The sequence below is a fragment of the Dietzia sp. IN118 genome, assembly GCF_032905965.1.
Classification (GTDB): Bacteria; Actinomycetota; Actinomycetes; order Mycobacteriales; family Mycobacteriaceae; genus Dietzia; species Dietzia kunjamensis.
Window position 1 is genome coordinate 116,689 of the sequence record NZ_JAUMSR010000001.1, and the last position, 24,734, is coordinate 141,422.

Annotated in this window: 24 protein-coding genes and 1 riboswitch; of the genes, 12 read left to right on the top strand and 12 right to left on the bottom strand. The window is 72.1% G+C overall.

The genetic code is table 11. From position 1 onward, the window contains the following. Positions 1 to 32 precede the first annotated feature (32 nt). Both Q2K20_RS00635 and Q2K20_RS00640 read right to left on the bottom strand, forming a co-directional pair. On the bottom strand, positions 33 to 992 hold the full coding sequence (locus Q2K20_RS00635; RefSeq protein ID WP_283466014.1) for an SDR family NAD(P)-dependent oxidoreductase: 960 nt from the start codon (positions 990 to 992) through the stop codon (positions 33 to 35). 9 nt (positions 993 to 1,001) lie between these two features. Further along, a complete protein-coding gene (locus Q2K20_RS00640; RefSeq protein WP_317176510.1) occupies positions 1,002 to 2,990 on the bottom strand; it encodes a penicillin-binding transpeptidase domain-containing protein in 1,989 nt (662 codons plus the stop codon). A 63-nt stretch (positions 2,991 to 3,053) separates the two neighbouring features. Here Q2K20_RS00640 and Q2K20_RS00645 point away from each other — a divergent pair, with 63 nt between their 5' ends. Then, entirely contained in the window at positions 3,054 to 3,557 is a 504-nt protein-coding gene (locus Q2K20_RS00645) for a DUF4112 domain-containing protein (protein WP_119192556.1), read from the top strand. Positions 3,558 to 3,597: 40 nt separating this feature from the next. Here Q2K20_RS00645 and Q2K20_RS00650 read toward each other — a convergent pair whose 3' ends face one another. Together Q2K20_RS00650 and Q2K20_RS00655 are read right to left on the bottom strand one after the other, a co-directional pair. Next, complete coding sequence (locus tag Q2K20_RS00650) at positions 3,598 to 4,701, bottom strand: hemolysin family protein (RefSeq protein WP_241742394.1); 1,104 nt, start codon at positions 4,699 to 4,701, stop codon at positions 3,598 to 3,600. Further along, positions 4,698 to 6,059 carry a hemolysin family protein gene (locus tag Q2K20_RS00655; RefSeq protein WP_069390358.1) on the bottom strand — a complete coding sequence of 454 codons (1,362 nt, stop codon included), beginning with the start codon at positions 6,057 to 6,059 and terminating at the stop codon, positions 4,698 to 4,700. Before Q2K20_RS00655 ends, Q2K20_RS00650 begins: the two co-directional genes overlap by 4 nt. A gap of 226 nt (positions 6,060 to 6,285) precedes the next feature. On the opposite strand from Q2K20_RS00655, the gene Q2K20_RS00660 reads away from it, so the two are divergent. After that, a complete protein-coding gene (locus tag Q2K20_RS00660; RefSeq protein ID WP_119192557.1) occupies positions 6,286 to 7,761 on the top strand; it encodes a peptide MFS transporter in 1,476 nt (491 codons plus the stop codon). A gap of 149 nt (positions 7,762 to 7,910) precedes the next feature. Here the strand turns inward: Q2K20_RS00660 and Q2K20_RS00665 are convergent, their stop codons facing one another. Further along, positions 7,911 to 9,173, bottom strand: a complete 1,263-nt coding sequence (locus Q2K20_RS00665; protein ID WP_317176511.1) for an Ig-like domain-containing protein — start codon at positions 9,171 to 9,173, stop codon at positions 7,911 to 7,913. Positions 9,174 to 9,349: 176 nt separating this feature from the next. Between Q2K20_RS00665 and Q2K20_RS00670 the strand changes: the two genes are divergently transcribed. The 3 genes from Q2K20_RS00670 to Q2K20_RS00680 are packed head-to-tail and all read left to right on the top strand — an operon-like array spanning position 9,350 to position 11,459. Then, positions 9,350 to 10,012, top strand: a complete 663-nt coding sequence (locus Q2K20_RS00670) for an SDR family oxidoreductase (RefSeq protein WP_268092744.1) — start codon at positions 9,350 to 9,352, stop codon at positions 10,010 to 10,012. A gap of 22 nt (positions 10,013 to 10,034) precedes the next feature. Further along, complete coding sequence (locus tag Q2K20_RS00675) at positions 10,035 to 10,472, top strand: hypothetical protein (protein WP_067719033.1); 438 nt, start codon at positions 10,035 to 10,037, stop codon at positions 10,470 to 10,472. Between the two features lie 21 nt (positions 10,473 to 10,493). Then, positions 10,494 to 11,459 (top strand): NADPH:quinone oxidoreductase family protein, encoded by a 966-nt coding sequence (locus Q2K20_RS00680; RefSeq protein WP_317176512.1) that lies wholly within the window; start codon positions 10,494 to 10,496, stop codon positions 11,457 to 11,459. Positions 11,460 to 11,623: 164 nt separating this feature from the next. Here the strand turns inward: Q2K20_RS00680 and Q2K20_RS00685 are convergent, their stop codons facing one another. Together Q2K20_RS00685 and Q2K20_RS00690 are read right to left on the bottom strand one after the other, a co-directional pair. Next, positions 11,624 to 13,417 (bottom strand): acyl-CoA dehydrogenase, encoded by a 1,794-nt coding sequence (locus Q2K20_RS00685; RefSeq protein ID WP_317176513.1) that lies wholly within the window; start codon positions 13,415 to 13,417, stop codon positions 11,624 to 11,626. Positions 13,418 to 13,534: 117 nt separating this feature from the next. Continuing rightward, entirely contained in the window at positions 13,535 to 14,695 is a 1,161-nt protein-coding gene (locus tag Q2K20_RS00690; RefSeq protein ID WP_268092743.1) for a pyridoxal phosphate-dependent aminotransferase, read from the bottom strand. 76 nt (positions 14,696 to 14,771) lie between these two features. On the opposite strand from Q2K20_RS00690, the gene Q2K20_RS00695 reads away from it, so the two are divergent. Then, positions 14,772 to 15,251, top strand: a complete 480-nt coding sequence (locus tag Q2K20_RS00695; RefSeq protein WP_259821277.1) for a Rieske (2Fe-2S) protein — start codon at positions 14,772 to 14,774, stop codon at positions 15,249 to 15,251. A 101-nt stretch (positions 15,252 to 15,352) separates the two neighbouring features. Then, positions 15,353 to 15,547, top strand: a riboswitch (FMN riboswitch). A 100-nt stretch (positions 15,548 to 15,647) separates the two neighbouring features. Continuing rightward, on the top strand, positions 15,648 to 16,370 hold the full coding sequence (locus Q2K20_RS00700; RefSeq protein ID WP_283466035.1) for a nicotinamide riboside transporter PnuC: 723 nt from the start codon (positions 15,648 to 15,650) through the stop codon (positions 16,368 to 16,370). 43 nt (positions 16,371 to 16,413) lie between these two features. On the opposite strand, the gene Q2K20_RS00705 is transcribed toward Q2K20_RS00700, so the two are convergent. The 3 genes from Q2K20_RS00705 to Q2K20_RS00715 all read right to left on the bottom strand — a co-directional run bounded on the left by Q2K20_RS00705 (position 16,414) and on the right by Q2K20_RS00715 (position 19,159). After that, the gene (locus Q2K20_RS00705; protein ID WP_283466037.1) at positions 16,414 to 17,784 is read right to left on the bottom strand and encodes an MFS transporter; all 1,371 of its coding nucleotides are present in this window, start codon (positions 17,782 to 17,784) and stop codon (positions 16,414 to 16,416) included. Next, positions 17,781 to 18,392, bottom strand: a complete 612-nt coding sequence (locus Q2K20_RS00710) for a class I SAM-dependent methyltransferase (RefSeq protein ID WP_096906615.1) — start codon at positions 18,390 to 18,392, stop codon at positions 17,781 to 17,783. Before Q2K20_RS00710 ends, Q2K20_RS00705 begins: the two co-directional genes overlap by 4 nt. An 80-nt stretch (positions 18,393 to 18,472) precedes the next feature. Then, entirely contained in the window at positions 18,473 to 19,159 is a 687-nt protein-coding gene (locus tag Q2K20_RS00715; RefSeq protein WP_317176514.1) for a PIG-L deacetylase family protein, read from the bottom strand. 114 nt (positions 19,160 to 19,273) lie between these two features. Here Q2K20_RS00715 and Q2K20_RS00720 point away from each other — a divergent pair, with 114 nt between their 5' ends. Then, the gene (locus Q2K20_RS00720) at positions 19,274 to 19,906 is read left to right on the top strand and encodes a class I SAM-dependent methyltransferase (RefSeq protein ID WP_096906617.1); all 633 of its coding nucleotides are present in this window, start codon (positions 19,274 to 19,276) and stop codon (positions 19,904 to 19,906) included. Here the strand turns inward: Q2K20_RS00720 and Q2K20_RS00725 are convergent. Beyond that, positions 19,881 to 20,519: a hypothetical protein gene (locus Q2K20_RS00725; RefSeq protein ID WP_317176515.1), complete on the bottom strand. Its 639-nt coding sequence runs from the start codon at positions 20,517 to 20,519 to the stop codon at positions 19,881 to 19,883. The two genes, Q2K20_RS00720 and Q2K20_RS00725, sit on opposite strands and share 26 nt — an antisense overlap. Before the next feature lie 74 nt (positions 20,520 to 20,593). Between Q2K20_RS00725 and Q2K20_RS00730 the strand changes: the two genes are divergently transcribed. The 4 genes from Q2K20_RS00730 to Q2K20_RS00745 all read left to right on the top strand — a co-directional run bounded on the left by Q2K20_RS00730 (position 20,594) and on the right by Q2K20_RS00745 (position 23,681). Next, positions 20,594 to 20,995: a BlaI/MecI/CopY family transcriptional regulator gene (locus Q2K20_RS00730; protein WP_096907438.1), complete on the top strand. Its 402-nt coding sequence runs from the start codon at positions 20,594 to 20,596 to the stop codon at positions 20,993 to 20,995. After that, entirely contained in the window at positions 20,995 to 21,948 is a 954-nt protein-coding gene (locus Q2K20_RS00735) for a M48 family metalloprotease (protein ID WP_096906618.1), read from the top strand. The genes Q2K20_RS00730 and Q2K20_RS00735 overlap by 1 nt, the downstream gene beginning before the upstream one ends. Before the next feature lie 97 nt (positions 21,949 to 22,045). Further along, positions 22,046 to 22,786, top strand: a complete 741-nt coding sequence (locus Q2K20_RS00740) for a DsbA family protein (RefSeq protein ID WP_069389322.1) — start codon at positions 22,046 to 22,048, stop codon at positions 22,784 to 22,786. A 10-nt stretch (positions 22,787 to 22,796) separates the two neighbouring features. Beyond that, on the top strand, positions 22,797 to 23,681 hold the full coding sequence (locus tag Q2K20_RS00745) for a cytochrome c biogenesis CcdA family protein (RefSeq protein WP_096907439.1): 885 nt from the start codon (positions 22,797 to 22,799) through the stop codon (positions 23,679 to 23,681). On the opposite strand, the gene Q2K20_RS00750 is transcribed toward Q2K20_RS00745, so the two are convergent. Next, on the bottom strand, positions 23,660 to 24,628 hold the full coding sequence (locus tag Q2K20_RS00750; protein ID WP_096906619.1) for a glucosyl-3-phosphoglycerate synthase: 969 nt from the start codon (positions 24,626 to 24,628) through the stop codon (positions 23,660 to 23,662). The genes Q2K20_RS00745 and Q2K20_RS00750 overlap by 22 nt on opposite strands. Between the last annotated feature and the right edge of the window lie 106 nt (positions 24,629 to 24,734).

The following is a 24,734-nucleotide window of genomic DNA, read 5'->3' on the forward strand; positions in this document are numbered from 1 at the left end:
CGGGCGGTACCAGCGGGGGCCGCCCCCGGTGCTCACGCGCCCGTCGCGCCCGTTCCGCCCGCCCCGCCCGCCCCGCCCGTGGCCCGTGTCACCGCCGCGAACTTCTGGCCCATGCCGAGCATGGTCCTGGCGTACGCGGCGGGCAGGAACCGCTTGGCGCGGTAGGACTTGCGGGCGTCGGGGTCGGGGAGGATGAGGAACTGCTTGGCGTCCAGGCCCGTCATCACCTCCGCGGCGATCTCGTCGGCGCCCCGCTCGGAGCGGTCGATGAGCTTGCTCGCGAACCCGCTGGCGGCGGGGTCGGAGGCGTTGAGGCTCGAGGCGAGGTTGGTGCGGAAGAACGAGGGGCACAGCACCGACACGTCCACGCCGAACGGCTCGAGTTCCCACCGCAGGCTCTCGGAGATCGCCACGACCGCCGCCTTGACCGCCGTGTAGGAGGACATGGTGGGCGGGTGGACGAGGCCGGCGAGCGAGGCGGTGTTGACGAGGTGGCCGCTGCCCTGCGCCTTGAGTATCGGGACGAAGGTGCGGCATCCGCGCGCCACGCCGAGCAGGTTGATGTCGACGATCTGCCGCCAGTCGTCCTCGGTGAGCATCTCGATGCGGCCGCCCTGGGCGATGCCGGCGTTGTTGACGAGCACGTCCAGGCCGCCCCAGATCTTCTCGACCTCGGCGCGTGCGGCCTGCCACTCGTCCTCCGAGCGCACGTCGAGCCGCAGGTAGTGGGCGTCGGCGGGCACGGAGTCGGGGCGGTCGTCGGTGGGGGCGAGGTCGGCGACGATCACCCGGTCACCGCGCTCGAGGAACGCCGTCGCCAGGGCCAGACCGAGGCCGGACGCACCGCCGGTCACCAGGACGCGGCGGTGGGTGTCCGCGGGGGAGGGGGACGACGACGAGAACGGCAGCCGGTCCAGGCCGGGCAGCGGCAGATTCTGCAGGGATAGATCGGGCAGGGTCAATTCAGGGAGCGAGACCTTGGGCAGGCGCATGTGCCGAAACTACCGAGCGGCCAACGGTGCCGGTTGTCCGACACCCCCGAGGAAGTCGGCGGCCATCTCCACCGCTGGGCCGGACGAGTCGGCGCCCTCGATGAGGACCGCGACCGCGATGTCCCCGGTGAAGCCCACGAACCAGCCGTGCGACGGCCCGCTGCCCACCTCGGCGGTGCCGGTCTTGCCGCCCAGGCCGGGCACGGACCTCGCGGCCGTCGCGGTGCCCGACTGCACGGTCTGCACCATGTAGCGGCGCAGGGTGTCGACCACGGCCGGGTCGAGCGGCTCCGGGGAGTCGTTGGCGACCGCGGGCATCCCGTCGATGAGCTGTGGCAGGATCATCCGGCCACCGTTCGCGAGCGACGCCGTCATCACGGCCATGCCGAACGGGCTGGCCAGCACCTCGCCCTGCCCGATCGCCGCCTCGACCCGGGCCGGGCCCTGCTCGGTGACGGGCACCTCCCCGGTGTAGGTGTTCAGCCCCGGGGTGAAGAACCCGACGCCGAGGCCCAGTGTCGCGGCGGTGTCCTTCATCGCCGCGGGTTCCAGGCGGTCGCTGATGACGGCCTGAGTGGTGTTGCACGACCGGGCGAACGCCGTCTCCAGGGGGACGGGGCCCAGCTCGAAGTCGTCGTCGTTGGGGATCGTCCGGCCCGAGACGGTGACCGACGCCGGGCACGGCACGATCTCGTCCGGGCCCACGACGCCGGCGGAGAGCGCGGCGGCGGTGGTGACCACCTTGAACGTCGACCCCGGCGGGAAGCGCCCCTGCAGGGAGACGGGCCCCTGCCGGTCGGCGGCGGAGTTCTGGGCCACGGCCAGCACCCCGCCGGTGGAGGGCTGGATCGCCACGATCGACGCGGCCAACCCGCTTCCGTCCACGGCCCGCTGGGCCTCACGCTGCATCGAGATCTGGACCATCGAGACCAGGTCGTCGACCTCTCCGGCCGGTGCGCCCCCGATCTCGATCGGTTCGGCGCCGGGGTTGACGATCTGCGCCGACCACCCGGCCTCGGACTGCAGCGCCTCCGTCCAGGCGTTCGGCAGGCCGTCGAGGGCGGGGGAATCCAGGTCGCGGTCGGTGCGGATGAGCTGGCCCTGCTCCGGCAGGCTCACGCCCGGGACCGCGGCGAGCTGATCGCGGATCGGGTCGATGTCCGCCGGGCGCAACGCCACGACCTGGTACGGCTGGTCGCCGGCCTCGGCCATCCCGTCGCGGATCGTCTGACCGGTGATCGTCGGTGCGGCCCCGCTGACCAGCGACGCGACCGCGTCCGCGGAGCCGGCGGCGTCGGGTGCGAGCGTCACCGCGGTGACCGGCGTCCACTGCATGAGCGGCTCGCCGGTCCGGTCGAGGATGTCGGTGTCCCAGTCGAGTTCCTCGGCGAACGTCAGCCGACCCCCCTCGGCCAGCCGGGTGTCGAGCACCGTCGGCGCCCACTGCACCTTCCACTGGTCGCCCACCTCGGTCGTCCGCACCTCGCCGCGGGTGGTCACGCTGCGCGTCCCGGCGCCGGCAGCCTCGTCCCCGCCGGCCGGGCCGGAGCCCGCCTCGTCGTCGTCACCAGAACCGTCGGCGCCGCCCTCGTTCTCGCCGCCTTCATCGTCGGCTCCGGCGGCGCCCATGTCCCACGTGATCTCCACCGTCACCGGGTCGCGGTCGGGGCGCCCGTCGTCGCCGGTGGTGGTCGCGGAGATCGCGGGCAACCCCATCCCCTCGACGCTCGCGATGATGGTCTCCTCCGCGGCGGCCGGGTCGGTGGTCAGCGCGGCCGCGCCCGTCACGTCGCCCCGATTGAGGGCGGCCAGGAACTGGTCCACCTCGTCGGCGCCCGTGTCGCCGGTCAGCGCGGCGCACCCCGACCCCACGAGCACGACGGCGAGGGCCGCCGCCACGAGGCCTCCGGCGCGACGATCCGGGCGCCGGGTCGCGCCGGGATCGCGGTGGGGCCGCAGCGGGCGGAGACTCGGCTGAGAGGCGGGCGTGGGCATCATCTCTCCACGAAACCAGATCCCGGGCCCGGGCGCACCGGGAGCGCGGACCGTAGGCTCGGGCCCGTGAACCCCGACCGCCCCGACCCCGCCCCGGCACCCGTCGACCGCACCGGCGCCTCCCCGGTCACCACCGGTCTCGCGCGCGTGCTCGACGACCTCGTCCGCATCCCCGGCACCCGCTATCGCGTCGGTCTGGATCCGGTGATCGGGCTGGTCCCGGTGGTCGGCGACGCGGTCGGCACCGTGTTCGCGGCCGCCGTGTTCGCCGAGGCGGTGCGCAACCGGGTGCCCGTGCGGATCCTGTTCCGGATGGGCTGGAACTACCTGGTGGACGCCGTGCTCGGGCTGATCCCGTTCGTCGGTGACGTCGCCGATGCCGCCCACAAGGCCACGTCCAAGAACCTGCGGCTGGTCGACCGCACCATCGCCGACGGCAGACGCGTCGACACCGACGCGCGCGGCTACCTGCTGAGGGCGATCGGCGCGGTCGGGCTCATGCTGCTGGTCCTGCTCGGGATCGCCGGGCTGGCGCTGTTCGGCGTGGTCTGGCTCATCAGCCGGATCTGACCCGCGCCGGTCCACCTGCGCCGATCTACCCCCCGCCTATCTACCCCGAGGTGACGGGCAGGAGGCGACGGACCACGTCGTCGAGGGTGAGGACGCCGCGGACCTCGGAGACGTGGGTGCCCGGGTGCCCGCCGGATTGTTCGACGACGACGAGGTGCGCCCGTGCGTCGCGCATCCGGCGGAACGCCTCGGCGACGGTCAGGTCGTGCTCGAGGGACAGGCTCGACCGCATGAGCTCGCGGGCGGTGGCCGGCCCCTCGACGTCGATGGCGTCCCGAGCGTGCACCACGCCGACGGCGGTGTCGTTCTCGAGGACCAGTAGCCGCAGGTGGCCGGTGCGGCGGGCGGTGTCGCGGATCTCGCCCGGGGTGGCGTCCGCGCCGACGGAGGACATCTCCTCGGGCGAGGCGGGCGTGTCGACCCCGCGCTCCCCGAGCAGGTCGCCCACGGTGAGCTCCTGCAGCTCGAGGGCGCTGAGCAGCTGGCGCTGATGGGTGTCGTCCAGGGTCCCCGCCTCACCGGAGTGCCGCACGAGCTCGCGCAGTGAATCGGCGTCCTGGCCCGCGGACACCTCGTCCCTCGACTCGACACCCAGCCGGTGCAGGATGTTGTTCGCCATGGCGTTGAGGGCGACCAGGAGCGGACGGGTGAGCCAGAGGAACGCCCGCATCGGAATAGCCAGCAGGGTGGCCGAGTACTCGGGATGCGTGATCGACCACGACTTGGGGGCCATCTCGCCCACCACGAGGTGCAGGAACGTCACGATGATCAGCGCGAGGATGAACGCGATGACGTCGGCGGTCCACAACGGCAGGCCCCAGCCGGAGAAGACCGGGGTGAGCCAGTGGTGCACGGCGGGCTTGGTGATCGACCCCAGCGCCAGCGCGCACAGCGTGATCCCCAGCTGCGCTCCCGCCAGCAGGAGGGTGAGTTCGGAGGCGTTGCGCAGGGCCGCCCGGGCGGCCCTGCTGGTGGCGGCGGCGTCCTCGAGGCGGTGGCGCCGCGCGGAGATGAGGGAGAACTCGACGGCCACGAAGAACGCGGACGCCGCGATGAGCAGGACGGTCGCGGCCAGGACCACCCAGGGATTGCTCATGAGTCCGGACTGGGCCTCGGCGGCCATGAGGGTCGTGGTGGGGGTCATCGTGTGGCCTCCTCGACCACGATATGCAGCTCGGCGGGGACGCGACGCTCGAGACGACGGACCTCGGCCCGCAGGACGCGATCGGCGGAGACCTCCTCGAGGATGTCGGTGTCGGGCAGCGGGATGTCCACCCGGTCGCCGACGTCCGGCAGGTCACCGATCGTCTCGACGACGAGGCCGCCCAGCGTCTCGGCGTCGACCTCGGGCAGGGTGATGTCGAGCAGGCGCTCGACCTCGTCCAGGTGGGTGTCGCCCCCCAGGACCCAGCCCAACCCCTCACTGACCGGGGCGTCCCCGGCGGCCTGAGGGTCGTGCTCGTCGGCGATCTCCCCGACGATCTCCTCCGCCATGTCCTCCATCGTCACGACTCCGGCGAACCCGCCGTACTCGTCGACGACCACGGCCATCTCGGCCTTCTGTTCGCTCAGGCGCGCCGCCACCTCGGGCAACGGCAGGGAGGTGGGCACGACGATCGGGGCCCGCATGACCTCCGACACCAGGGTCAGGGAGGTGTCCCGCTCGTCGTCGCAGATCACCAGCAGGTCGTGCAGGTCGACGATGCCGATGACGTCGTCGGAGTCCTCACCGACCACGGGGTAGCGGGTGTGACCGGTGGCCATCTTCGACAGCACGTCCGGGACCGCGTCCTCCCCGCGGACCACGTCGGTACGGGAGCGCGGGATCATCGCGTGCTCCGCCGGCTGTCCGGGGAAGTCGAGCATCCGGTCCAACAGGCGGCTGAGCTCGGGGGAGAGTTCGCCGGTCTCGCTGGACTCGTGGACGATGTGCTCGAGGTCGCGGGCGGTGGCGGAGTGCTCCTTGTCGTGCACCGGCTCGATGCCGACGGCCTTGAGCAGGGCCTCGGACGCCTTGTCGAACAGCCCGATGAGCCAGCCGAACAGCGCCAGGTAGATGGTGGTCGACCGCGCCAACCAGCGAGCGACGGGTTCGGGTTTGGCGATCGCCAGGTTCTTGGGCACGAGCTCGCCGAAGAGCATCTGCACGACGGTCGAGAACAGCAGGGCCAGGACCGTGCCCACACCGACGCCGATGGCCTGTGGAACGGAGGCCAGACCGAGTAGTTCGCCCAGGGCCCGCCCGATGAGTGGCTCGGCCACGTAGCCGACGACGAGGGTCGTGACGGTGATGCCCAGCTGCGCACCCGACAGCATGAACGAGGTCCGCCTGGTGACCCCGAGTACGCGGTCGGCGACGGGGTCGCCCTTTTCGGCGGCAGCCCCCATCCGCGAGCGATCAACGGCCATGAAGGCGAATTCCTGCGCCACGAAGTAGCCCGTGAGCGCGGTGATGGCCAGGACGACGACGACGCCGACCAGGAGTGAGAGCGCGATGCTCATCCGGTGTCCCCCCTTCGGTGAAGGGGGCTGATAGATCGGGCCGGGGTGTCGGCTCGGCTCACTGGAGGTGCTCCTGCGCTTCTCGATTACGCCCGGGGCAGATCGCCCGGGCTGATCGGTCCGATTCTCCCGTCTGGGGCACCGATTGTCGACTCCCACCCCTACGGGGCAGCTCGCGCGGCACCGGTTTTGTCCGGCTCGGGGAGCAGGAGTATCACTGACGTACATGACAACTCGGAACGCCGAGGTGGCTCTCGCCGATTCGGACCGCAGGTTCTTCGGCCACCCACTCGGATTGGCGAACCTGTCGGGGATCGAACTGTGGGAGCGGTTCAGTTTCTACGGCATGCAGGGTCTGCTGGCGTACTACATCTACTACGCGGTCGGCGACGGCGGACTCGGCTACTCCCAGGAGATCGCCGCCTCGATCGTCGGCGCGTACGGCGGTCTGGTGTACGCCTCCGCGATCCTGGGCGGCTGGGTCTCGGACCGCCTCCTCGGCGCCGAGAGGACGCTGTTCGGCGCAGCCGTGATGATCATGCTCGGCCACCTGTCCCTGGCGCTCGTACCCGGGGCGATCGGCCTGGGCATCGGCCTCGTGCTGGTCGGTGTCGGTGCGGGAACCCTCAAGGCCACCACCTCCACGGTGGTCGGCGACATGTACCGCCGGACCGACGACCGGCGGGACGCCGCGTTCTCGATCTACTACATGGCGGTCAACATCGGCGGTCTGACGGGCCCGCTGCTCACCGGGGTGCTGTGGGACAACTTCGGCTTCCACTGGGGCTTCGGGGCGGCGGCCGCGGGTATGGCAATCGGGCTCATCCAGTACGTCGCGATGCGCGGCGCCACCCTCAAGGGCGTCGGCGCTGTCGTCCCCGACCCGCTCCCGCGGCCACAGCGCGTCCGCTACCTGGGGATCGGCGCGGTCGTGGCGGTGCTCGTCGTCGCAGCCATCGCCACCGGCCTCGTGCCGCTGGAGTCACTGGCGGACATCGTCACCGCGATCGCCGTGGTCGGCGCGATCGCGCTGTTCGCCCTCCTCATCACCAGTGCCAAGACGGAGCCGGTCGAGCGCAGCCGGGTGGTCTCGTTCATCCCGATGTTCGTGGCCTCGGTGGCGTTCTGGGCCCTGTTCCAGCAGCAGTTCACGGTGATCGCGATCTATTCCGACCAGCGACTGGACCGCAACCTGGGCGGCTGGGAGATGCCGGCGAGCTGGGTGCAGTCCATCAACCCGCTGTTCATCATCATCTTCGCCGCCGTGTTCGCGACGCTCTGGGTCAAGCTCGGGAACCGTCAGCCCTCGAGCCCGATGAAGTTCGCCCTCGCGAACCTCATCATGGGTATCGCCTACCTGGTGTTCCTGTTCTTCGTGGGCAGTGTGGCGACGCCGCTGCTGGGCATCGTCGGGATCCTGTTCCTGTTCACGATGGCCGAGCTGCTGCTCTCACCGGTCGGGCAGTCCCTGTCCACCAAGCTCGCCCCGGAGGCGTTCAAGACGCAGATGGTCGCGCTGTTCTTCCTCAGCGTCTCGATCGGCAGCGCGTTGTCCGGCGTGCTCGCGGGGTACTACGACCCGACGGACGCCGGCGCCGAGCGCAACTACTTCCTCGTGCTGGGCGTCGCCTCGATCGTCCTGGCCGGGATCATGGCCGCGTTGTCGCCGTGGATCAGGAAGAACATGATGGGCGTGCGCTGACTCCGCCCCCAGACACCACGAGATAAGAAGATCCGCTATCCGGATTCCGGATCGGCTACTCCATTCGGGAGCGCAGATCAGGAATCCGGATAGCGGATTTCGTAGGTCGCGTGGGCTACGTGGGCCGTGTGCGGGGACGTGGGGGGACGTCAGTCGGCGGAGCCGGACTGCCAGACCTCCCACGGCACCGACCAGTCACCGTTCTGCCAGACCCCGAGTTCGGGTCCGCCGGTGCCCTTGACCTCCACGACGTCGCCCGTCACGGCCTGGTCGAAGTACCACTTCGCGTCGGTGGGCGACAGGTTGAGACAGCCGTGAGAGGTGTTGGTGTTCCCCTGTGCCCACATCGACGACTCGAGCGCGTGGAAGTAGATCCCGTCGTTGGTGAGGCGCACACCGTGGTCGACGGTCACCTTGTACCCGGCGGACAACGGCAGGCCGTAGGTCGAGGAATCCATCACCACGGAACTGGCCTTGTCGAGCACCGTGTAGTTGCCCGGCTGGGTCCAGAAGTGCATCGTCACGTCGCCGTAGGTGGCCCATCCGCCCTTGCCCATGGAGGTCGGCATGACCCTCACGGGTTTCTGGTCGTGGTAGACGGTGACGGTCTTGGTCGCGTCGTCGGCGATCGCCACGCGACGCTCGCCGATGGTGAAGTCGGCTTCCGCGCTCGCCCCGCCCCACTGCCCGCCGCCGAGGCTGCGTCCCTCGACGTCCAGCGCGACCTGCACGCGCGTGCCGGGCTCGTAGTAGTCGCGGGGTCGCCAGTGCGCGGTCGAGTCGTTGAGCCAGAACCAATTGCCCTCGACCTCGGGGGTCGTCGTGACCGTCATGTCCTTCTCGGCCTCGTCGCGATCAGCGATCGGCTGGTCGAACCTGGCCGCGACGATGATCCCGACGCCGTACTCGCGGTCGGACTCGAGGGCGGCCCCGCCCGTGGTGACGAGGCTGGGCGTGACGACGGCCAGCGGATCGGCCATGGTGAACGTGCGGGTGTCGCTCCTGCTCCCGCCGGCCGCGCCCTCGTACGTGATCTCAAGGGTGTAGGTGCGCCCGTATCCGAGGGTGACGGACGGCTTCCACTGGGAACCGTCGCGCGAGAGTTCGCCCTCGATCTCCTTGCCGGCATCGTTGGTGAGCACGGCGTCCGTGATGGTCCCGTTCTCCACGGTGGCCCGGACACCGTCCACCACGGCGACCTCCGTGGCACCGTCGGCCGGGGTCACCTCCAGCGTCGCCGGGGCGGGCGCCTCGGAGGTCGGAGTCGTGGGCGTCGTCTCCCCGGCGGAACCGACGGGCATCGGGATCGTGCACCCGGCGGTGACCAGGAGCAGGGCGAGGAGAGCGGCGAGCAGGCCGAGGGGACCCGACACCGCCCGAGTCGAGGGGGTGCCAGAGCTGGACAGGGACATGCGGTACTCCGAAAGAACGAACGCGGGGCCGCCGGTGAGTCCCGGCTTATGTCCACATGATGCACTCCGGGTCCGACACCGGGCCAATCGCCGGACCGACGGACCCCCGGTCGTTGTGAGTTCGTGATCGAACCCGGGAGCCCCCGCTGACGAACGCGGAGGCGTACAACGGAGAGATGAGTATCGACAAACCAGTGACCATCATCGGCGGCCACGGCAAGGTCGGCCTCCGCGCCGCCAGGATCCTGTCCGAGGCGGGTGCCGAGGTGTATTCGGTGATCCGCAATCCCGATCACGCCGACGACGTCCGTGCCGCGGGTGCGAACCCCGTCGTCGCGGACGTGGAGACGCTCGACGTCGATGGCCTCCGCGAACTCGTGCGCGGTAGCGGGTCGGTCGTCTGGACCGCCGGCGCCGGCGGCGGGAACCCGGACCGCACCTTCGCGGTGGACCGCGACGCCGCGATCCGTTCGATGGACGCGAGCGCCGCCGAGGAGGTGGGACGCTACGTCATGGTCTCCTACGACGGTGCGGGCCCCGACCACGGCGTCCCGGAGGACGACTCGTTCTTCCCGTACGCGGAGGCCAAGGGTGCCGCGGACGCGCACCTGCGCGATTCGGACCTGGGGTGGACGATCCTCGGGCCGGGGGCACTGACCGACGATCCCGGCGGCGAGACCATCGGGGTGGGCGACGACAAGCGTGAGGACCGGTCGACCAGCAGGGACGCGGTGGCCGCTGTCATCGCCGCCGTCCTGCGCCGCCCGGACACCGCCGGTCGCACCATCGAATTCTCGGACGGCGACATCCCGATCGGTGAGGCGCTGACGAGGGAGTGACCCGCGGCGTTATCCTCTCCGCGTGAGGATCCTCGTGGGCGGTTCGTGGATCTCGGTGATCTGCGCGCTGCTCACGGCCCTGTGGAGTGTTCCGCAGTTCCTGTTCGAGGGCACGGTCACCCTCAGTTCCCACCCGCTGTTCGTGGTGCTGTTCCTCTTCCCGGCCCAGATCGGTGTCCCGGTGTGCCTGCTGGTGGCGCTCAACTCGCTGTTGATGGCGTTCCGTCGTCAGCTCACCACGAACCCGCGGAGGTTCCTGGCGGGCGGGCAGCTCATCACGGTCGTCCTGCTGGGCATCTGCGCAGCACTCCTCATCTCGCCGACGACGTTCGGCCGTGAGTTCATCGTCATGGCACTGGCCTTCCAGATCGGTCAGGTGTTCGTGGCGGTGGGGCTGGCCCTGCACCTGCTCCGCCGTCGGCGGCACCAGCGTGAGGCGGAGGGCGCACGCGTTCGGTGACGGGCTGACACTATGGACCGCATGCGTGCCATCCACATCTCCAGCCATGACGGACCCGCCGCTCTCGAGGTGGTGGACGTCCCCGAGCCCGACGCGGGTGCGGTGCTGATCGACGTCCACGCCGCCGGGGTGACCTTCCCCGAGGTGCTGCAGACGCGCGGCAAGTACCAGATCTCGCCGCCGCTGCCGTTCGTCCCCGGCTCGGAGGTGGCGGGCGTGGTGCGGTCCGCACCCGACGGCTCGGGCTTCGCCGCCGGGGACCGCGTGTGTGCGTTCCCGGGTCTGGGCGGGTTCGCCGAGGTGGTCTCGGCCGATCCCGGTCAGGTGTTCCGTCTCCCGGACAGCCTGTCGTTCACGCAGGGCGCCTCGATCCCGATGAACGTGCTCACCGTCCACTTCGCGTTGGCCCACCGCGGCCGGCTGCAGGCGGGGGAGACGGTGCTGGTCCACGGCGCGGGCGGCGGGATCGGCATCGCGGCCACCCAGTTCGCGACCGCGATGGGTGCCCACGTCATCGCCGTGGCCTCCACGGAGGAGAAGCGGGACCTGGCGCTGAAGGCCGGGGCGAGCGACGCCATCGCGCCCGAGGGCTTCAAGGACGCCGTGAAGGAGCTCACCGGTGGGAAGGGTGTCGACATCGTCGTCGACCCCGTGGGCGGGGACCGGTTCACCGACTCCATCCGATCCCTCGGCCAGGAGGGGCGGATCCTCGTCATCGGGTTCACCGGCGGCGAGATCCCCACGGTCAAGGTCAACCGGCTGCTGCTGGGCAACAAGAGCGCCGTGGGCGTGGGCTGGGGCGAGTACTGGATGTCCAATCCCGGTTACCTGCAGAAGCAGTGGGCCGAGGTCGAGCCGCTGCTGGCCGCCGGCAAGCTCGACCCGCTGGTGGGCGCCGAGTTCCCCCTGGATCAGGCCACGGAGGCCCTGGAGCTCATGGACGGCCGCGGCGCGGTGGGCAAGATCGTCCTCACCACCGGCCGCTGAGTTCCCTCCCGTCCCAGATCCCCGTCGAGAAGAGCTTTTCGCCCACTTCTACTCGGCAGACGCGGGCGAAACGCTCTTCTCGACGAGGGAGGGGCGGGGCGGGCCGGGATCGACGACGACGAGGTGCGCTGCCGCCCCGGCGGGCCGAACCGGAAGGCCCCGACCTAGAACGCGCCCTCGGGCATGTGCATGACGTCCACGTCGAGCGCCTCGATGGTGGCCCGCGCGGCGCCGACCTGCGGCAGGTGGGCGCGGGCGAAGAAGTTCGCCACCGTCACCTTGCCGGTGTAGAAGTCGTGGTCGTCGCCGGTCGCCTCCGGCAGCCGGTCCAGCGCGACGCCCGCCTCGCGCAGGAGCATCCAGCCCACCATGAGGTCGCCGACCGCCATGAGGAGGGGGACCGCGCCGAGCCCGATGAGGTAGAGCTTCTCGGGATCCTCCTGGGCGCCCATGAGGTGCTCCGTGAGGGTGCCGACCATCGACTCGACGTCGGCCAGGGCGCCGGCCACCCCGGCGCGCGCGGGTTCGAGCTCGGCCGGGCCGGTCTCGGCGGGTCCGGCCTCGTCCACGGTGCGGTGGATCTGCGCGGCGACGTGGCCCAGTGCGGTACCGCCGTCGCGGATGATCTTGCGGAAGAAGAAGTCCTGCGCCTGAATCGCGGTGGCGCCCTCGTAGAGGGAGTCGATCTTGGCGTCGCGGATGTACTGCTCGACGGGGTAGTCCTTGAGGTACCCGGAGCCGCCGAAGCACTGGAGCGACTCGGCGAGGCACTTGTAGGACCGCTCGGAGCCCACGCCCTTGACGATCGGCAGGAGCAGGTCGTTGACCGTGTGCGCGAGCTCGGGCCCGGCGCCGGAGACGACCTCCGCGGACACGATGTCCTGGTGGGCGGCGGCGTAGAGGTACACCGCGCGCAACCCCTCGGCGTACGCCTTCTGCGTGAGCAGCGACCGCCGCACGTCGGGGTGGTGGATGACGGTGACCTTCTTGGCGTCCGGGTTTCCGGCGTCGGCCATGTCGTTGCCCTGGACCCGCTCGCGCGCGAACTCGAGAGCGTTCAGATAGCCCGTGGAGAGGGTCGAGATGGCCTTGGTGCCGACCATCATCCGGGCGGCCTCGATGGTCTTGAACATCTGCTTGATGCCCAGGTGGTCGTCACCGGCGAGGAACCCCACCGCGGGTCGGCCGTGCGCGCCGAACGCCACCTCACAGGTCGCGAAGGCGGCCAGGCGCGTCTTCTTCTCGATGCCGGTGGCGTAGACGCCGTTGCGCTCGACCGGCGCGGCGGTCTCCGGGTCCGGCATGTACTTGGGGACGAGGAAGTAGCTCAGGCCCTTGGTGCCGGGGCCGGCGCCCTCGGGCCGGGCGAGCACCTGGTGCCAGATGTTCTCGAACAGGTCGCCCGTGTCGGCGCCGGTGATGAACCGTTTGGTGCCCTCGATGTGCCAGGTGCCGTCGGGCTGCTGGATCGCCTTGGTGCGCACGGCGCCCACGTCGGAGCCGACCTCGGCTTCGGTGAGCATAATGGACGAGCCGTGGTTGCGCTCGATGATCTTGGTGGCCCACTTCTTCTGCTGTTCGTTGCCGATCGAGTGCATGATGCCGGCGAACAGCGGCCCGGACAGGTACATGAAGATCGACGGGTTGGCGCCCACGAGATACTCGGTGATCGCCCAGGTCACCAGGCGCGGTGCGGCCACGCCGCCGACGGCCGGGTCCACGCCGACGAGGCCCCAGCCGGCGTCCTGCCAGGGGCGGACGGAGGCCACGTAGTCGGGGTGGAGAGTGACCTCGTGGGTCTCGGGGTCGACGGTGGGCGGGTTGCGGTCGGCGGTGGTGAACGACGCGGCGACCGGTCCCTCGGCGAGCGCGGCGGCCTCCCGCAGCATGGTGCGGACCGTGTCGCCGTCGAGTTCGGTGGCGTCGTCGCGCTCGAGGATCTCGTCGAGTCCGAACACGTCGAACAGGTGGTTCGCACAGGGGGGCGCGTCACGTGCCCACCGTAGAGCACGGCGCCCCGCGGTCGGCGCGATTACGGACTGTAGTCCGGAATGTGGGTGGCGGTGCCGGACCGACTACCCCTGCAGGGCTCGCAACCGTCGCCCCGCCTCGTCGAGCACCTCGGGCCGTTTGCAGAACGCGAACCGCACCAGGTGCGACCAGTCGTCCGAGAACACGTCGGTGAACGGGGCGAACGGCACCGCCGCCACACCGATCCGCTCCGGTAACTCCAGGCACCAGGCCGCCGCGTCGGTCACCCCGAGTGGGCGCGGGTCCGCGGTGAGGAAGTACGTGCCCTGCGCGACGACGAGGTCGAACCCGACACCGGAGAGCGTGTCCATCAACTGGTCCCGCCGAACCTGCATGTCCTGCCGCAGCGTCGCGATCCATCTCTGCTCGTGACGCAGGGCGTGCGCGACGCCCAGTTGCAGGGGCGAGGCGACGGTGAAGCTCATGTACTGCCGCGCGGTGCGGGCACCCGCCACCAGGTCCGCCGGCCCGGTGAGCCATCCGATCTTCCACCCGGTGCAGTTGAGCAGCTTGCCGGCGCTCGAGATGCGCAGGGTCCGCTCGGCCATCCCGGGCAGCGTCGCGATCGACACGTGCTCCACCCCGTCGTAGGTGAGGTGGGCGTACACCTCGTCGGAGATGGCGATCGCGTCGAACTCGTGGCACAGCGCGGCGATCTGTTCGAGGTCCTCGCGCGGCAGGACGGCCCCGGTGGGATTGTGAGGCGAGTTCACCAGCACGGCCCGCGTCCGCGGGGAGAACGCGTCCCGCAACGAGTCCACGTCGAGTCGGAGTTCGCCGCCCGAGCGGACCATCCTCGCGGCGCGACGGGTGGCGCCGGCCATCGCCACCGTGGCCGCGTAGGAGTCGTAATACGGTTCGATCACGACCACCTCGTCGTCGTACTCCACCAGGCCCACCATCGCGGCGGCGATCGCCTCGGTCGCGCCGACCGTCACCAGCACCTCGGTGTCCGGGTCGTGCACCAGTCCGGTGTGGGCGGTCTCGTGGTCGGCGGCGGCCCGGCGCAGTTCCGGGGTGCCGGTGCCCGGCGGGTACTGGTTGTGGCCCTCCCGCATGGCGCGCGTGGCCGCCTCGATCATCGACTCCGGTCCGTCCGTGTCGGGGAAGCCCTGGCCCAGGTTGATGGCGTCGAACCGCGTGGCCAGCTGCGAGACCTCGGAGAAGATCGTCGTGGCGTGGGGTCGGAGTCTGCGGACCGTCATACGGGCAGCCTAGGTGTTCGGCCCACGGTGTTCGGCACACGCAAGACGGGTGGCGCCGACCGATACCATGGGCGTCATGACCGAGCCCCTCGCCGCCACGTCCGCCTCGACCGGTGGAGCCGCCGCCGTCGGGCCGTGCACCCAGCGCCGCGCGGTGCTGGCCGCCCTGCCCGGGATCATCCTGCTGCCGGGCATCGCCTCGGCCTGTGGCATGACCGAGCCCGCGCAGCCCCCGTCGACGGTGCAGCAGACCACCACGGTCCCCGCGACCACCATCGCCGCCGCCGAGATCCCGCCGGGCACGGCCAAGCAGTTCAGGGCCGGCGAGGCCACGGTGATCGTCGCGCAGCCCGTCGAGGGCGAGTTCGTCGCCTACTCGGCGCGCTGCACCCACCAGGGCGGGGTGGTCCAGGTGATCGAGGGCATGACCCTGCGCTGCCCGCTCCACGGCGCCGAGTACGACGCCACCGACGGCCGCAACACCCTGCCCCCGGCCCCGCGCCCGCTCGACGCGATCCCGGTGACGGAGTCCGGCGGGCAGCTCACCCTCGGCTGACGCCCGCCGCCGCCCGCGCCCGCCGACCCGCCGCCGCCCGCGCCCGCTGACCCGCCGCCGCCTCGGCTTGCGGCGCGGCCACGGTCAGGGGTAGAACGGGAACACGTTCTCAGGGCGGGGTGAAACTCCCCACCGGCGGTGATGTCACCGGCCCCATGGCCGGCGGCGAGCCCGCGAGCGCCCCGCACACGCGGTGCGGTTGGACTCCCGGTCCGGCCACGCCACGCACGCGGGGGTCAGCAGACCCGGTGTGACCCCGGGGCCGACGGTCATAGTCCGGATGGAAGAGAACCGCGCGTCACCCGACGCGGTCCCGGTCGACGACGACCGTGGCCGGGCGGGCGTCGTGTCACAAGCCCTGGGCCGTCTGTGTAGAGCCCGTGAAAGGGGCACACGATGAGCCTTCTCGTGGAATTCCTCGACGCGCAGTTGATGATCGGTGGCGTTCCGATCCTGTGGCGCGAGATCGTCGGCAACGTCTTCGGCCTGGCCGCCGCCATCGGCGGTATGCGCCGGGTGGTGTGGGCGTGGCCGGTGGGGATCGTCGGCAACCTCACCCTTCTGACCGTCTTCCTCGGCGGCGTCTTCCACACCCCGCAGGACGTGGACCTCTACGGTCAGGCCGGCCGGCAGGTCATGTTCCTGGCCGTGGGTGTCTACGGCTGGTGGCGGTGGTCGCAGTCCAGGCGTGCGAGCGCCGCCCTGCCCGGCGGCTCGGTCGCCGGCGCGGTGGCCGTCCATCCGCACTGGGCTACCGGCCGGCAGCGGGCGGGTCTCGTCATCGGCATGGTGACCGGCACCCTGGTGTTCGGCTGGATCTTCGCCCAGCTCGGCTCGTGGGGGCCGTGGGCCGACGCGTGGATCTTCACCGGGTCGATCCTCGCGACCTACGGCATGGCCCGCGGGTGGACGGAGTTCTGGCTGCTGTGGATCGGCGTCGACATCGTGGGGGTGCCGCTGCTGCTCAAGGCCGGCTACTACCCGTCGGCGGCGCTGTACCTGGTGTACGGCGCGTTTGTGATCTGGGGTTTCCTGGTGTGGTGGCGCGTGGATCTGGCCGCGCGCGCGGACGTCGCCGGTCCCGCCGGGCAGCGGCGGGAGCAGCTGCCGGTCGGCTGACCACGGACTGTCCGACGTCAGCCGCCCGCCGGGCCCCGGGTCGTCAAACCGTCGACGCCGGGGCGACCGTCCGGCGCGCGGTCCGCGGCCGCACAGCCGCCACCACGACGAGCGACAGTGCGGCGAGCGTGAAGCCCAGCCCGCGGAAGTCGATCCACGCGAACACCAGGCCGGACAGCAGACCGCCGGCCGCGCCGGACAGCGCCACGGCCACATCGGCCTGCCCCTGGACGCTGGCGCGCACGGTGGTCGGGACGGACGTCGTGAGGACGGTCGTGCCGGCGACCAGTCCCAGGCTCCAGCCCAGTCCCAGCAGGATCAGTGCCAGCGCGACGAGCGCCGTCGACTGCGGCGGGGCCAGGGCGGCGAGCCCTCCGGCGGCCAACAGCACCAGGCCCGCGGACACCGCCACTGCGCGGGTGCCGAACTTGTCCACGAGCAGTCCGGACAGGGGCGCGGGCAGGAACATCGCGGCGACGTGCAGCGAGATCACGACGCCCACCACGGTCACGGTGTGGTCGTGGGCGCGCATGTGCACGGGGGTCATGGTCATGAGCCCGACCATGACGAACTGGGTCAGCGCCATCACCACGACACCGGTGATGACGTCGGCCGTCCAAATGCGGGTCGGTACGGGCGCCACGGCGTGCCGTTCGGAGTCGGCGGCGGTGGCCGCGGCCTCCGCGGCGGGGGAGGGGGACGGCGACGGTGACGGTGTCGATGACGACGACGACGAGGTGAGCGCCGCCTCCGCTGCCGCGATCTCCATCCTGCGCGCCTCGAGCAGGGGGTCGGGCCGCAGCAGCAGGGAGATGACCAGCGCGGCACCGCCGTAGGCCGCGGCGGCGAGGAGGAACGGTCCCGCGAGCGGGGCCAGGCCCAGCGCCTCGGCGACGACGCCGGTGGGCCCCACGAGGTTGGGCCCGGCGACGGCGCCCGCGGTGGTGCCGAGCAGAACGTAGGACAGGGACCGGGCGCGGGTGGCGTCGGTGGCGAGGTCGGCGCCGGCGTAGCGGGCCTGCAGGTTGGTGGCCGTGCCGGAGCCGTAGATGACGAACGAGGCGAACAGCAGCGGCAGCGATTCGAGGGCGGTGGCCGCGACGATGCCGACCGCACCGAGTGCGCCGACCGCGAATCCGGCGGCCAGGCCCGGGCGGCGGCCGCGGGCCTGGGAGAGCTTGCCGACCGCGATCGCGGCGAGGGCGGAGCCACCGGTGAACAGTGCCGACGGTAGGCCGGACAGGCCGGGGCCACCGAGCAGGTCCTCGGCGAGCAGCGCACCCACGGTGATGCCCGCGGCGAGTCCGGCCCCGGCGAGCAACTGGGCCAGGACGAGGACGGTGAGGATCCGCCGCTGCGCCGTTGCCCGGCCCGTCTCCGGTGCGGTGTGCGTGGCGTCGCCGGCGCGGGTCACGCCCCGCCCCAGGTCCGGGCGTGCAGGAGCACGTCGACGGCGGTGGCCTTGCCGGCAGGCCGCAGGTCGTGCCGCAGCGAGACCACCTCGAGTCCCTCGGCGCCGCGGGCGAGGTCGGCGATGTCGGGGAGCACGGTGGGATCCTGCGGGCCGCCGACGCCGCGGCGGAGGTTCTCGGCGGCGTGGCCGAGGTAGACCAGGTGGCCGCCGGGGCGCAGCCAGGTGCCGGCGCTGCGCAGCACGGCGGTCAGTGCGGGGAGGTCGAGGTGGAGGAATCCGACGACGACGAGGTCGACGGCCTCGGACGGGGCCCAGGTGGTGGCGTCGCCGACGACCCAGTCGACGCTGCCGCTGCGTCCGTCGTCGGAGTCCTTGGCGCGGGCCTGCTCGATGGCGACCTCGGAGAAGTCGACCGCCTGCACCTGCCAGCCGTGCGCGGCGAGCCACCGCGCGTGCCGGCCGTCACCGCAGGCCAGGTCGACGGCGGTGCCCACGTCCAGCCCGGTGTCCTCGGCGGCCGTCACCTCGGCGACGATCCGGGCGGCGGGGGTCGTGCCCCAGACGTCGGGCTGCGCGAGGTAACGGGCGTTCCATTCGGAGGCGTCCACGGGCGGTGGTCCTTTCGGTGCGGAGGGCCGGTTCGCCGGCGACTGGTTCGGTGGTTCGGTGGTTCGGTCAGACAGGGCGGTCAGGGGTGGCGGAGCCACCGGAGGTGTTCGGTGTCTCCCTGCAGTTCCAGTCTCCTCCACAGCACGCTGCCCGGGACGGCCTGGCTGGGGTGACATTCCACCGCGGCCAGCTGCGCGGCACGGTCGACGGTCAGGGCCAGGTCGATCTCGTCGGCCGGGCGCCCGAGGAACCCGGCGTACCCCTCGCCCGCCAGTGTGGCGCAGAGGTCGTCGGGGAGGACCCACGCCAGCACCCCCAGGTCGTGGCGCTCGCCCGCGCGGACGGCCGCCGCGGTGGCGGCCACGTGGTCGGGGTGGCCGCTGATGCCGGTGGAGTCGAAGGCGACCAGCCCGTCAGGCCTCACCGCCTCGATCTCCTGCTCGACCGCGTCGTCGAGCCCGGCCGCACCGAGCGCCGTCAGTCCACCGTCGGGGAGGTCCAGGAGGGTGACCCCCTGCGCGCCGAGCGCGTCGGCGGCGGCGCGTAGTTCGCGCTCGCGGATCACGGACAGCTCGCCCTCGATCTCCTCTCCACGGGCGCCGTGGAGGGTCGAGGCCTCGCCCCGGGTCATGCAGAGGACGTGGACACGCGCGCCTGCGACCGCGAGGGTCGAGAGGATCGCGCCGAGGCCGAAGGACTCGTCGTCAGGGTGGGCGACCACGGCCAGAACCGTGTCCCAGTCCGGTAACCCGGTCGTCGTGCGCATCGCGGCGGACCTCCCTGTGTCGGCGAGAATAGCTGTGTCGGTGGCAATCGCTGTGTCGGTGGGAATCGTTGGACCGGCCCCGGGACCGGCGGATACCCGGTACCGTATCTTCGCATGAATAGGTCTCGCGAACGGCAGGATGCGTCACTCTTCGCCCGCGCGTGGGTGGTGGCCAGCCCGGTGCTGGAGTGGATCGGCCTGTCCGAGTCGCGACGGCGTCTGGTCGACGGCCTGTCGGGCACGGTGGTGGAGGTCGGCGCCGGCAGCGGGGTGACTTTCGAGCACTACCCGCCGGAGGTCACCCGGGTGGTGGCGGTCGAACCGGACCCGCACCTGCGCGCGTACGCCCGCCGGCACGCACAGCGGGCGGCGGTGGACGTCGAGGTGGTGGACACGGTGGCGGAGGCGCTCCCGCTCGCCGACGGTGAGGCCGACGCCGTGGTGTTCGGGCTCGTCCTGTGCACCGTCCCCGACGTCCCGGCCGCCCTGGCCGAGGCCCGGCGGGTGCTCGCCCCGCACGGCGAGCTGCGTCTGCTCGAACACGTCCGGGCCGACGGTCGGCTGGGTCGCGTCGCCGACCGGATCGAGCCCGTGTGGAGCCGACTCGGAGGCGGGTGTCACCCGAACCGCGACACCGCCCGGCACGTCGCGGAGGCGGGCTTCGACGTCTCCGGCCTGCAGGCCCGTCCGTTCCCGCCGGTGGTGCCGTTGACGCCGATGCTCAGCGGGTCCGCGCGGCGTCGGTAGCGCGGTCCCCGCTCCCGGTGGGCGGCACCGCGCAGGCGTCGGACGCGCAGGCGCCATCGGCGCAGGGGCGGGCCCGCCACCGGTAGATCATGGCGCCGGCCAGGAGGGCCAGCGACAGGGCCGCGAGCCACGGCTGCAGCGGGGCCCACACCCCGAGCGCGCCGGTGGTGCCGAGCAGGATCAGCACGATCTTGTTGCAGACGGGGCACGCCACCGCGAACCAGGCGGTCGCCACGCCCACGGTGACCAGCGCAGGGCGTTCGGACGGCTCGGCTCCGGCGGGATGCCTGGCGGCGCTGCCGACGCCGGCCTCCCGCGCGGACCTGATGCCGAACCAGGCGGCGGTGAGCAGTACGGTGGCGGCGAGCACCGGGTACTCCCACCAGCGGACGGGGATCTCGCGGCCGAACACCGGGTTGGGCAGGATGTCGGTGGGGATGCCGATCAGCAGGAAGGTCCCGAGCGCCGCCAGGGCGGCGCGGGCGGGGGCGAACACCGCCGGCGTCGACGTGGTCTCGGAAGGCACGGTCTGGGCTGACGCGGCCTCGGAAGAGGCGGTCTCGGGAGCGGGCGCGTTCCGGGGGGCGGCCGACGCGCCGGACGAGTGGTTCATGCCACCATGGTCAGCATACGGGCGGGGTATCCGCCACCGGCCCTGGTAGATCGATCGGGAGGAGCGCTGTCGTGGTGCATTCGCTGCCCGGTCTCGGTGAGCTCGAGACCGCCGTCCTCGAATTGCTGTGGGACGAGTGCGCGGGTGACGGCGACGACCTGTCCGTCCGCGAGGTCTCGGATCGGCTCGCGGACCGGCGGCCCCTGGCCTACACGACCGTGATGACCGTGCTGGCGCACCTGTACGACAAAGGGGCGGTGACGCGCGAGAAGGTCGGACGCGGGTACCGGTACCGGCCCGCGCGCAGCCGCGAGGACTTCGGCGCCGACGCCCTGGGTGAACTGCTCCTGTCGAGTGGCGACGCGGAGAAGCTCCTCCTGCACTTCGTCTCGAGGGAGGGTGGAGACCTGGCCCCGGAGGAGGCGGGAGTGCTCCGCAGGATCACCGCGCGCCTCCGCGGAGGCGGGGACACCTGATGGGCATCGGGATGCTGCTCGCGGCGCTGGTCGTCGGCGCCGCCGGCCCTGCCTACCTGCGGCGCGCCGTGGACGCGGCGGCGCGGCCGGGCGTCGCGCTGGGCGCCTGGATCGGCACCGGCGTCGTCTTCGTGACCCTGCTCGTCGCCGCCCCGGTGGTGATGCACGTGCAGCCGCTGAGGGGGTTCGCGCCCGCCGCCACCGCCGTCACGGCCTGCGCGACGATGTTCGATCCGGCGGCGAGCGGTGTGTGGCCGGCCGCCGTCCGTGGCGTGGTCGTCGCGGTGGCCGTGGTGGCGGCGGTGTCCGCGGTCACGGTGGTCGTGGCGGCGATGTCCCGGGCCCGGCGCTCGGCGCGGGCGCACGCCCGGTCCCTGCGGTCACTGGTCGAGGCCACCGACCACGTCGACGGGGTACGGGTGTGGTGGATCGCCGACGACGAACCCGTCGCCTACGCGTTGCCGGGGGCGTCGGCGCGCGGGCTCCCGGGCGTGGGGCGACGCGGGTCGGCCTCGCCCGGCGGGACGGTGGTGGCCTCCACCGCCCTGTGGGATCTCGGCGAGGAGCGCCGACGGGCCGTGCTCGACCACGAGATCGCGCATCTGCGGGGACGTCACCACGTCGCGGTGACGTCGGCGGCGGCACTGCGCACGGTGTTCTCTCCGGTGCCCCTGCTGCGGCGAGCGGCAGCGGAGGTGTCCGTCCTCGCCGAGCTGGCCGCGGACCGGCGGGCCGCGCTCGGTGCCGGTGGAGCGGCGGCCGTGCGCGGTGCCCTCGGCGAGCTCGGCGCCCCGGCCGGCCGGGTGGCCGTCCTGTCCTCGGTGCCGGCCGGGCCCCGGGGGACGGGGCCCGGCCTCGCGCTGGCGCTCGTGCACGCGGTCTCGCCGGCGGCGGTCTCCGCGGCCGCGGCGACGACACTCGTGCTGGGGATGTGCTCCGCGCTGGCGGGTTGACATCGCGCCACCGACGCGAACTACTATGCAACGTAGTAGTAACTGGCCCGCTCGCGGGTCGGTCCCCGTTCTCGATAGCACCCGCAGGAGACCTGAAGTGTCCCGTCGTCCGAGCGTCCCGGTCATCGCGTTGTCCCTCGTGGTGGCCGTACTCCTCGCCCTCGTGGCGATCCTCCTCGCCCGCGAGGTGGGCGGGGGCGAACCGTCGGCCGACGGGTCCGCCGCGGGGACGTCGGAGGTGTCCGACGACCGCCAGACCAGCCCGGAACAGGCCCCCGGCCCGGAGTCCATGGAGGGCATCGCGCGCTTCGAGGAGGGCGACCCGATGGCCATGGGGCCCGTCGACGCACCGGTCGTGATGACCATGTACACCGACTTCCGCTGCCCGTTCTGCGCCAAGTTCTCCCGCGAGGTGGAGCCCGCCCTGGTCGAGGAGTACGTCGAGAAGGGCGACCTGCGGATCGAATGGCGGGACCTGCCGATCTTCGGTGAGCAGTCGATGGCCGCCGCGCGAGCCGGCCGCGCCGCCGCCGACCAGGGGCGGTTCTGGGAGTTCACCGAGGTGGTCTTCGCCGACTCCCCCGACCGCGGTCATCCGGACCTCGGCGAGGAGAAGTTGGTCGGGTACGCCCGCGAGGCCGGCGTCGCCGACATCGAGCGCTTCCGCGAGGACATGACCAGCGACCGGTACGACGAGGCGATCCGGGCCGACTACGAGGCGGCCACCGCACTCGGTGCCACCTCGACCCCGACGTTCCTCATCAACGGCACGGGCATCATCGGCGCCCGCTCCACGGAGACGTTCCGCAACGTCATCGACAGCTCACTCGACGGGTGACGTGGGCCCGATGACCGAACAGATCGGACTGATCGGCGGATTCCTCGGCGGCGTCCTGAGCATCCTCAGCCCGTGCTCGGCCCTGCTGCTGCCCGCCTTCTTCGCCTACGCCTTCGGAACCCGCCGGGTGCTCCTCGCCCGGACCGGGCTGTTCCTGCTCGGCCTCGCCATCGTCCTGGTCCCGCTCGGCGCGGGGGTCGGGGCCATCGGTTCGCTGTTCACCGTCCACCGCGGGACCGTGACGTTGATCGGTGGCCTCGTCGTCGTCGCCCTGGGTGTCTACACCGCGCTCGGGGGCGGCTTCCGGCTCCCCGGACTCTCGGACGCCTCGTCCCGCGTCACGGGCAGCGGCCCCGTGGCCGTCCTCGCGCTGGGCGCCCTCTACGGGTTCGCCGGATTCTGCTCGGGCCCGCTGCTCGGCGGTGTCCTCACCCTGGCGATGGCCGGGGGTTCGCCCGCCTACGGTGCGGCCGTCATGGGCGCCTACGCGGTCGGCATGGTCGTCCCGCTCGCGGTGCTCGCCCTGGCGTGGGACCGGCTGGGCGTGTCGCGTCGGCGATGGATCCGCGGTCGCGACGTCACCCTGGGACCCATCCGCACGCACACCACCTCACTCATCGCCGGGGTGCTGTTCATCGTGGTGGGACTGCTGTTCGTCCTCACCGACGGCACCGCGGCCCTCGGCTCGGTGATGGGAGTGGACGCCCAGTTCGACCTGCAGCTCGCCATCGAGCGCCGGGTCGCGGGGATCGACGACCTGTGGTTCGCCGTCGCCGCGCTGGCCGTGGCCGCCGTCGGCCTCGCGGTGTGGGCGCTACGCGACCGCCGCCGCGCGCGGGCGCGGCAGGAGCCGGACGCCCGCAGCCCCGAGGATCAGGAGCCCGCCCGCGGCTGAACCCTCACCTCGCACATCGGAGGCCTGTCGCCGGTCTCGATGCGCGTGGTGGTGGGCGAGTAGGCCCCCGCCAGCGACCGGGTGAACGTGGTGAGCCGCTGATGCGGCTCGGCCGTCGTGGTGACGCGGCCCGCGCGGATGAGACGGTCGAGTGCGGTGAGCTGGATCTGCGCGGCCATCCGGGCCAGCGAGTCGTCGGGGGAGTTGCGGTGACGCCGGGTGCCCAGGTCCACCTGCGCCATCGCGTCGAGTCCCACCAGTTCCCACACGTCCACCAGGAGCGCGAGTTCCACGCCGTAGCCCCGGGCGAACGGTATCTGCTCGAGGACCTCCCGGGTGGCCGCGTACTCCCCGGCGAGTGGCTGGACGAACCCCGCCAGCTCCGGCCACCAGGCGTCGATGAGCGGTCGGGCCACGAGTTCGGTCACCCGCCCGCCCCCCGAGGGCAGCACCGTGGCGCCGTCCGCGAGCGGCCGGTCGTAGCACCCCTTGACGAAGCCCAGCGACGGATCCAGGACCAGCGGGGCCAGCAACCCCACGGCGAAGGTCGGGTCGAAGTCGCGCAGGTCGGCGTCGATGAACGCCACCACGTCCCCGGTCGTCACCGCGAGGGACTTCCACAGCGCCTCGCCCTTGCCCGGGACCGACCCCCACTCCGGCAGGATCTCGGACTGCGCGTGGACCACGGCGCCGGCCGCGCGGGCGACCCGCGCGGTGTCGTCGGTGGAGTCGGAGTCGATCACGACGATCTCGTCGAGCAGCGGCACCGCCTCCACCAGGTGCTCGCGCAGCGCGGTGACGATGGCGCCGACCGTGGCCTCCTCGTCGCGGGCGGGCAGCACCACCGACAGGCGTCGGCCGGCCTTCGCCGCGGCCACCCCGGCGGCGTCGAAGTCCCGGGCGGTCAGGCTCCGGCGTCGGAACCAACCCTCGGTGTCCGGCAGCATCGTCGGGCGTCTCGCTCTCGCTGTGACGACCCACCGGTCGGGCGGGTCGCGGAGGGGGTCTCCGTCTCGCCATTGTGGGTCACCCGTCGGCGGGCCCGCGCGCGAC

Excerpts from the sequence above, each read along its gene's own strand:
- Q2K20_RS00635 (WP_283466014.1), bottom strand. The coding sequence starts at position 992 with ATGCGCCTGCCCAAGGTCTCGCTCCCTGAATTGACCCTGCCCGATCTA.
- Q2K20_RS00640 (WP_317176510.1), bottom strand. The coding sequence starts at position 2,990 with ATGATGCCCACGCCCGCCTCTCAGCCGAGTCTCCGCCCGCTGCGGCCC.
- Q2K20_RS00650 (WP_241742394.1), bottom strand. The coding sequence starts at position 4,701 with ATGACCCCCACCACGACCCTCATGGCCGCCGAGGCCCAGTCCGGACTC.
- Q2K20_RS00655 (WP_069390358.1), bottom strand. The coding sequence starts at position 6,059 with ATGAGCATCGCGCTCTCACTCCTGGTCGGCGTCGTCGTCGTCCTGGCC.
- Q2K20_RS00660 (WP_119192557.1), top strand. The coding sequence starts at position 6,286 with ATGACAACTCGGAACGCCGAGGTGGCTCTCGCCGATTCGGACCGCAGG.
- Q2K20_RS00665 (WP_317176511.1), bottom strand. The coding sequence starts at position 9,173 with ATGTCCCTGTCCAGCTCTGGCACCCCCTCGACTCGGGCGGTGTCGGGT.
- Q2K20_RS00670 (WP_268092744.1), top strand. The coding sequence starts at position 9,350 with ATGAGTATCGACAAACCAGTGACCATCATCGGCGGCCACGGCAAGGTC.
- Q2K20_RS00680 (WP_317176512.1), top strand. The coding sequence starts at position 10,494 with ATGCGTGCCATCCACATCTCCAGCCATGACGGACCCGCCGCTCTCGAG.
- Q2K20_RS00690 (WP_268092743.1), bottom strand. The coding sequence starts at position 14,695 with ATGACGGTCCGCAGACTCCGACCCCACGCCACGACGATCTTCTCCGAG.
- Q2K20_RS00695 (WP_259821277.1), top strand. The coding sequence starts at position 14,772 with ATGACCGAGCCCCTCGCCGCCACGTCCGCCTCGACCGGTGGAGCCGCC.
- Q2K20_RS00700 (WP_283466035.1), top strand. The coding sequence starts at position 15,648 with ATGAGCCTTCTCGTGGAATTCCTCGACGCGCAGTTGATGATCGGTGGC.
- Q2K20_RS00715 (WP_317176514.1), bottom strand. The coding sequence starts at position 19,159 with ATGCGCACGACGACCGGGTTACCGGACTGGGACACGGTTCTGGCCGTG.
- Q2K20_RS00720 (WP_096906617.1), top strand. The coding sequence starts at position 19,274 with ATGAATAGGTCTCGCGAACGGCAGGATGCGTCACTCTTCGCCCGCGCG.
- Q2K20_RS00725 (WP_317176515.1), bottom strand. The coding sequence starts at position 20,519 with ATGAACCACTCGTCCGGCGCGTCGGCCGCCCCCCGGAACGCGCCCGCT.
- Q2K20_RS00735 (WP_096906618.1), top strand. The coding sequence starts at position 20,995 with ATGGGCATCGGGATGCTGCTCGCGGCGCTGGTCGTCGGCGCCGCCGGC.
- Q2K20_RS00745 (WP_096907439.1), top strand. The coding sequence starts at position 22,797 with ATGACCGAACAGATCGGACTGATCGGCGGATTCCTCGGCGGCGTCCTG.
- Q2K20_RS00750 (WP_096906619.1), bottom strand. The coding sequence starts at position 24,628 with ATGCTGCCGGACACCGAGGGTTGGTTCCGACGCCGGAGCCTGACCGCC.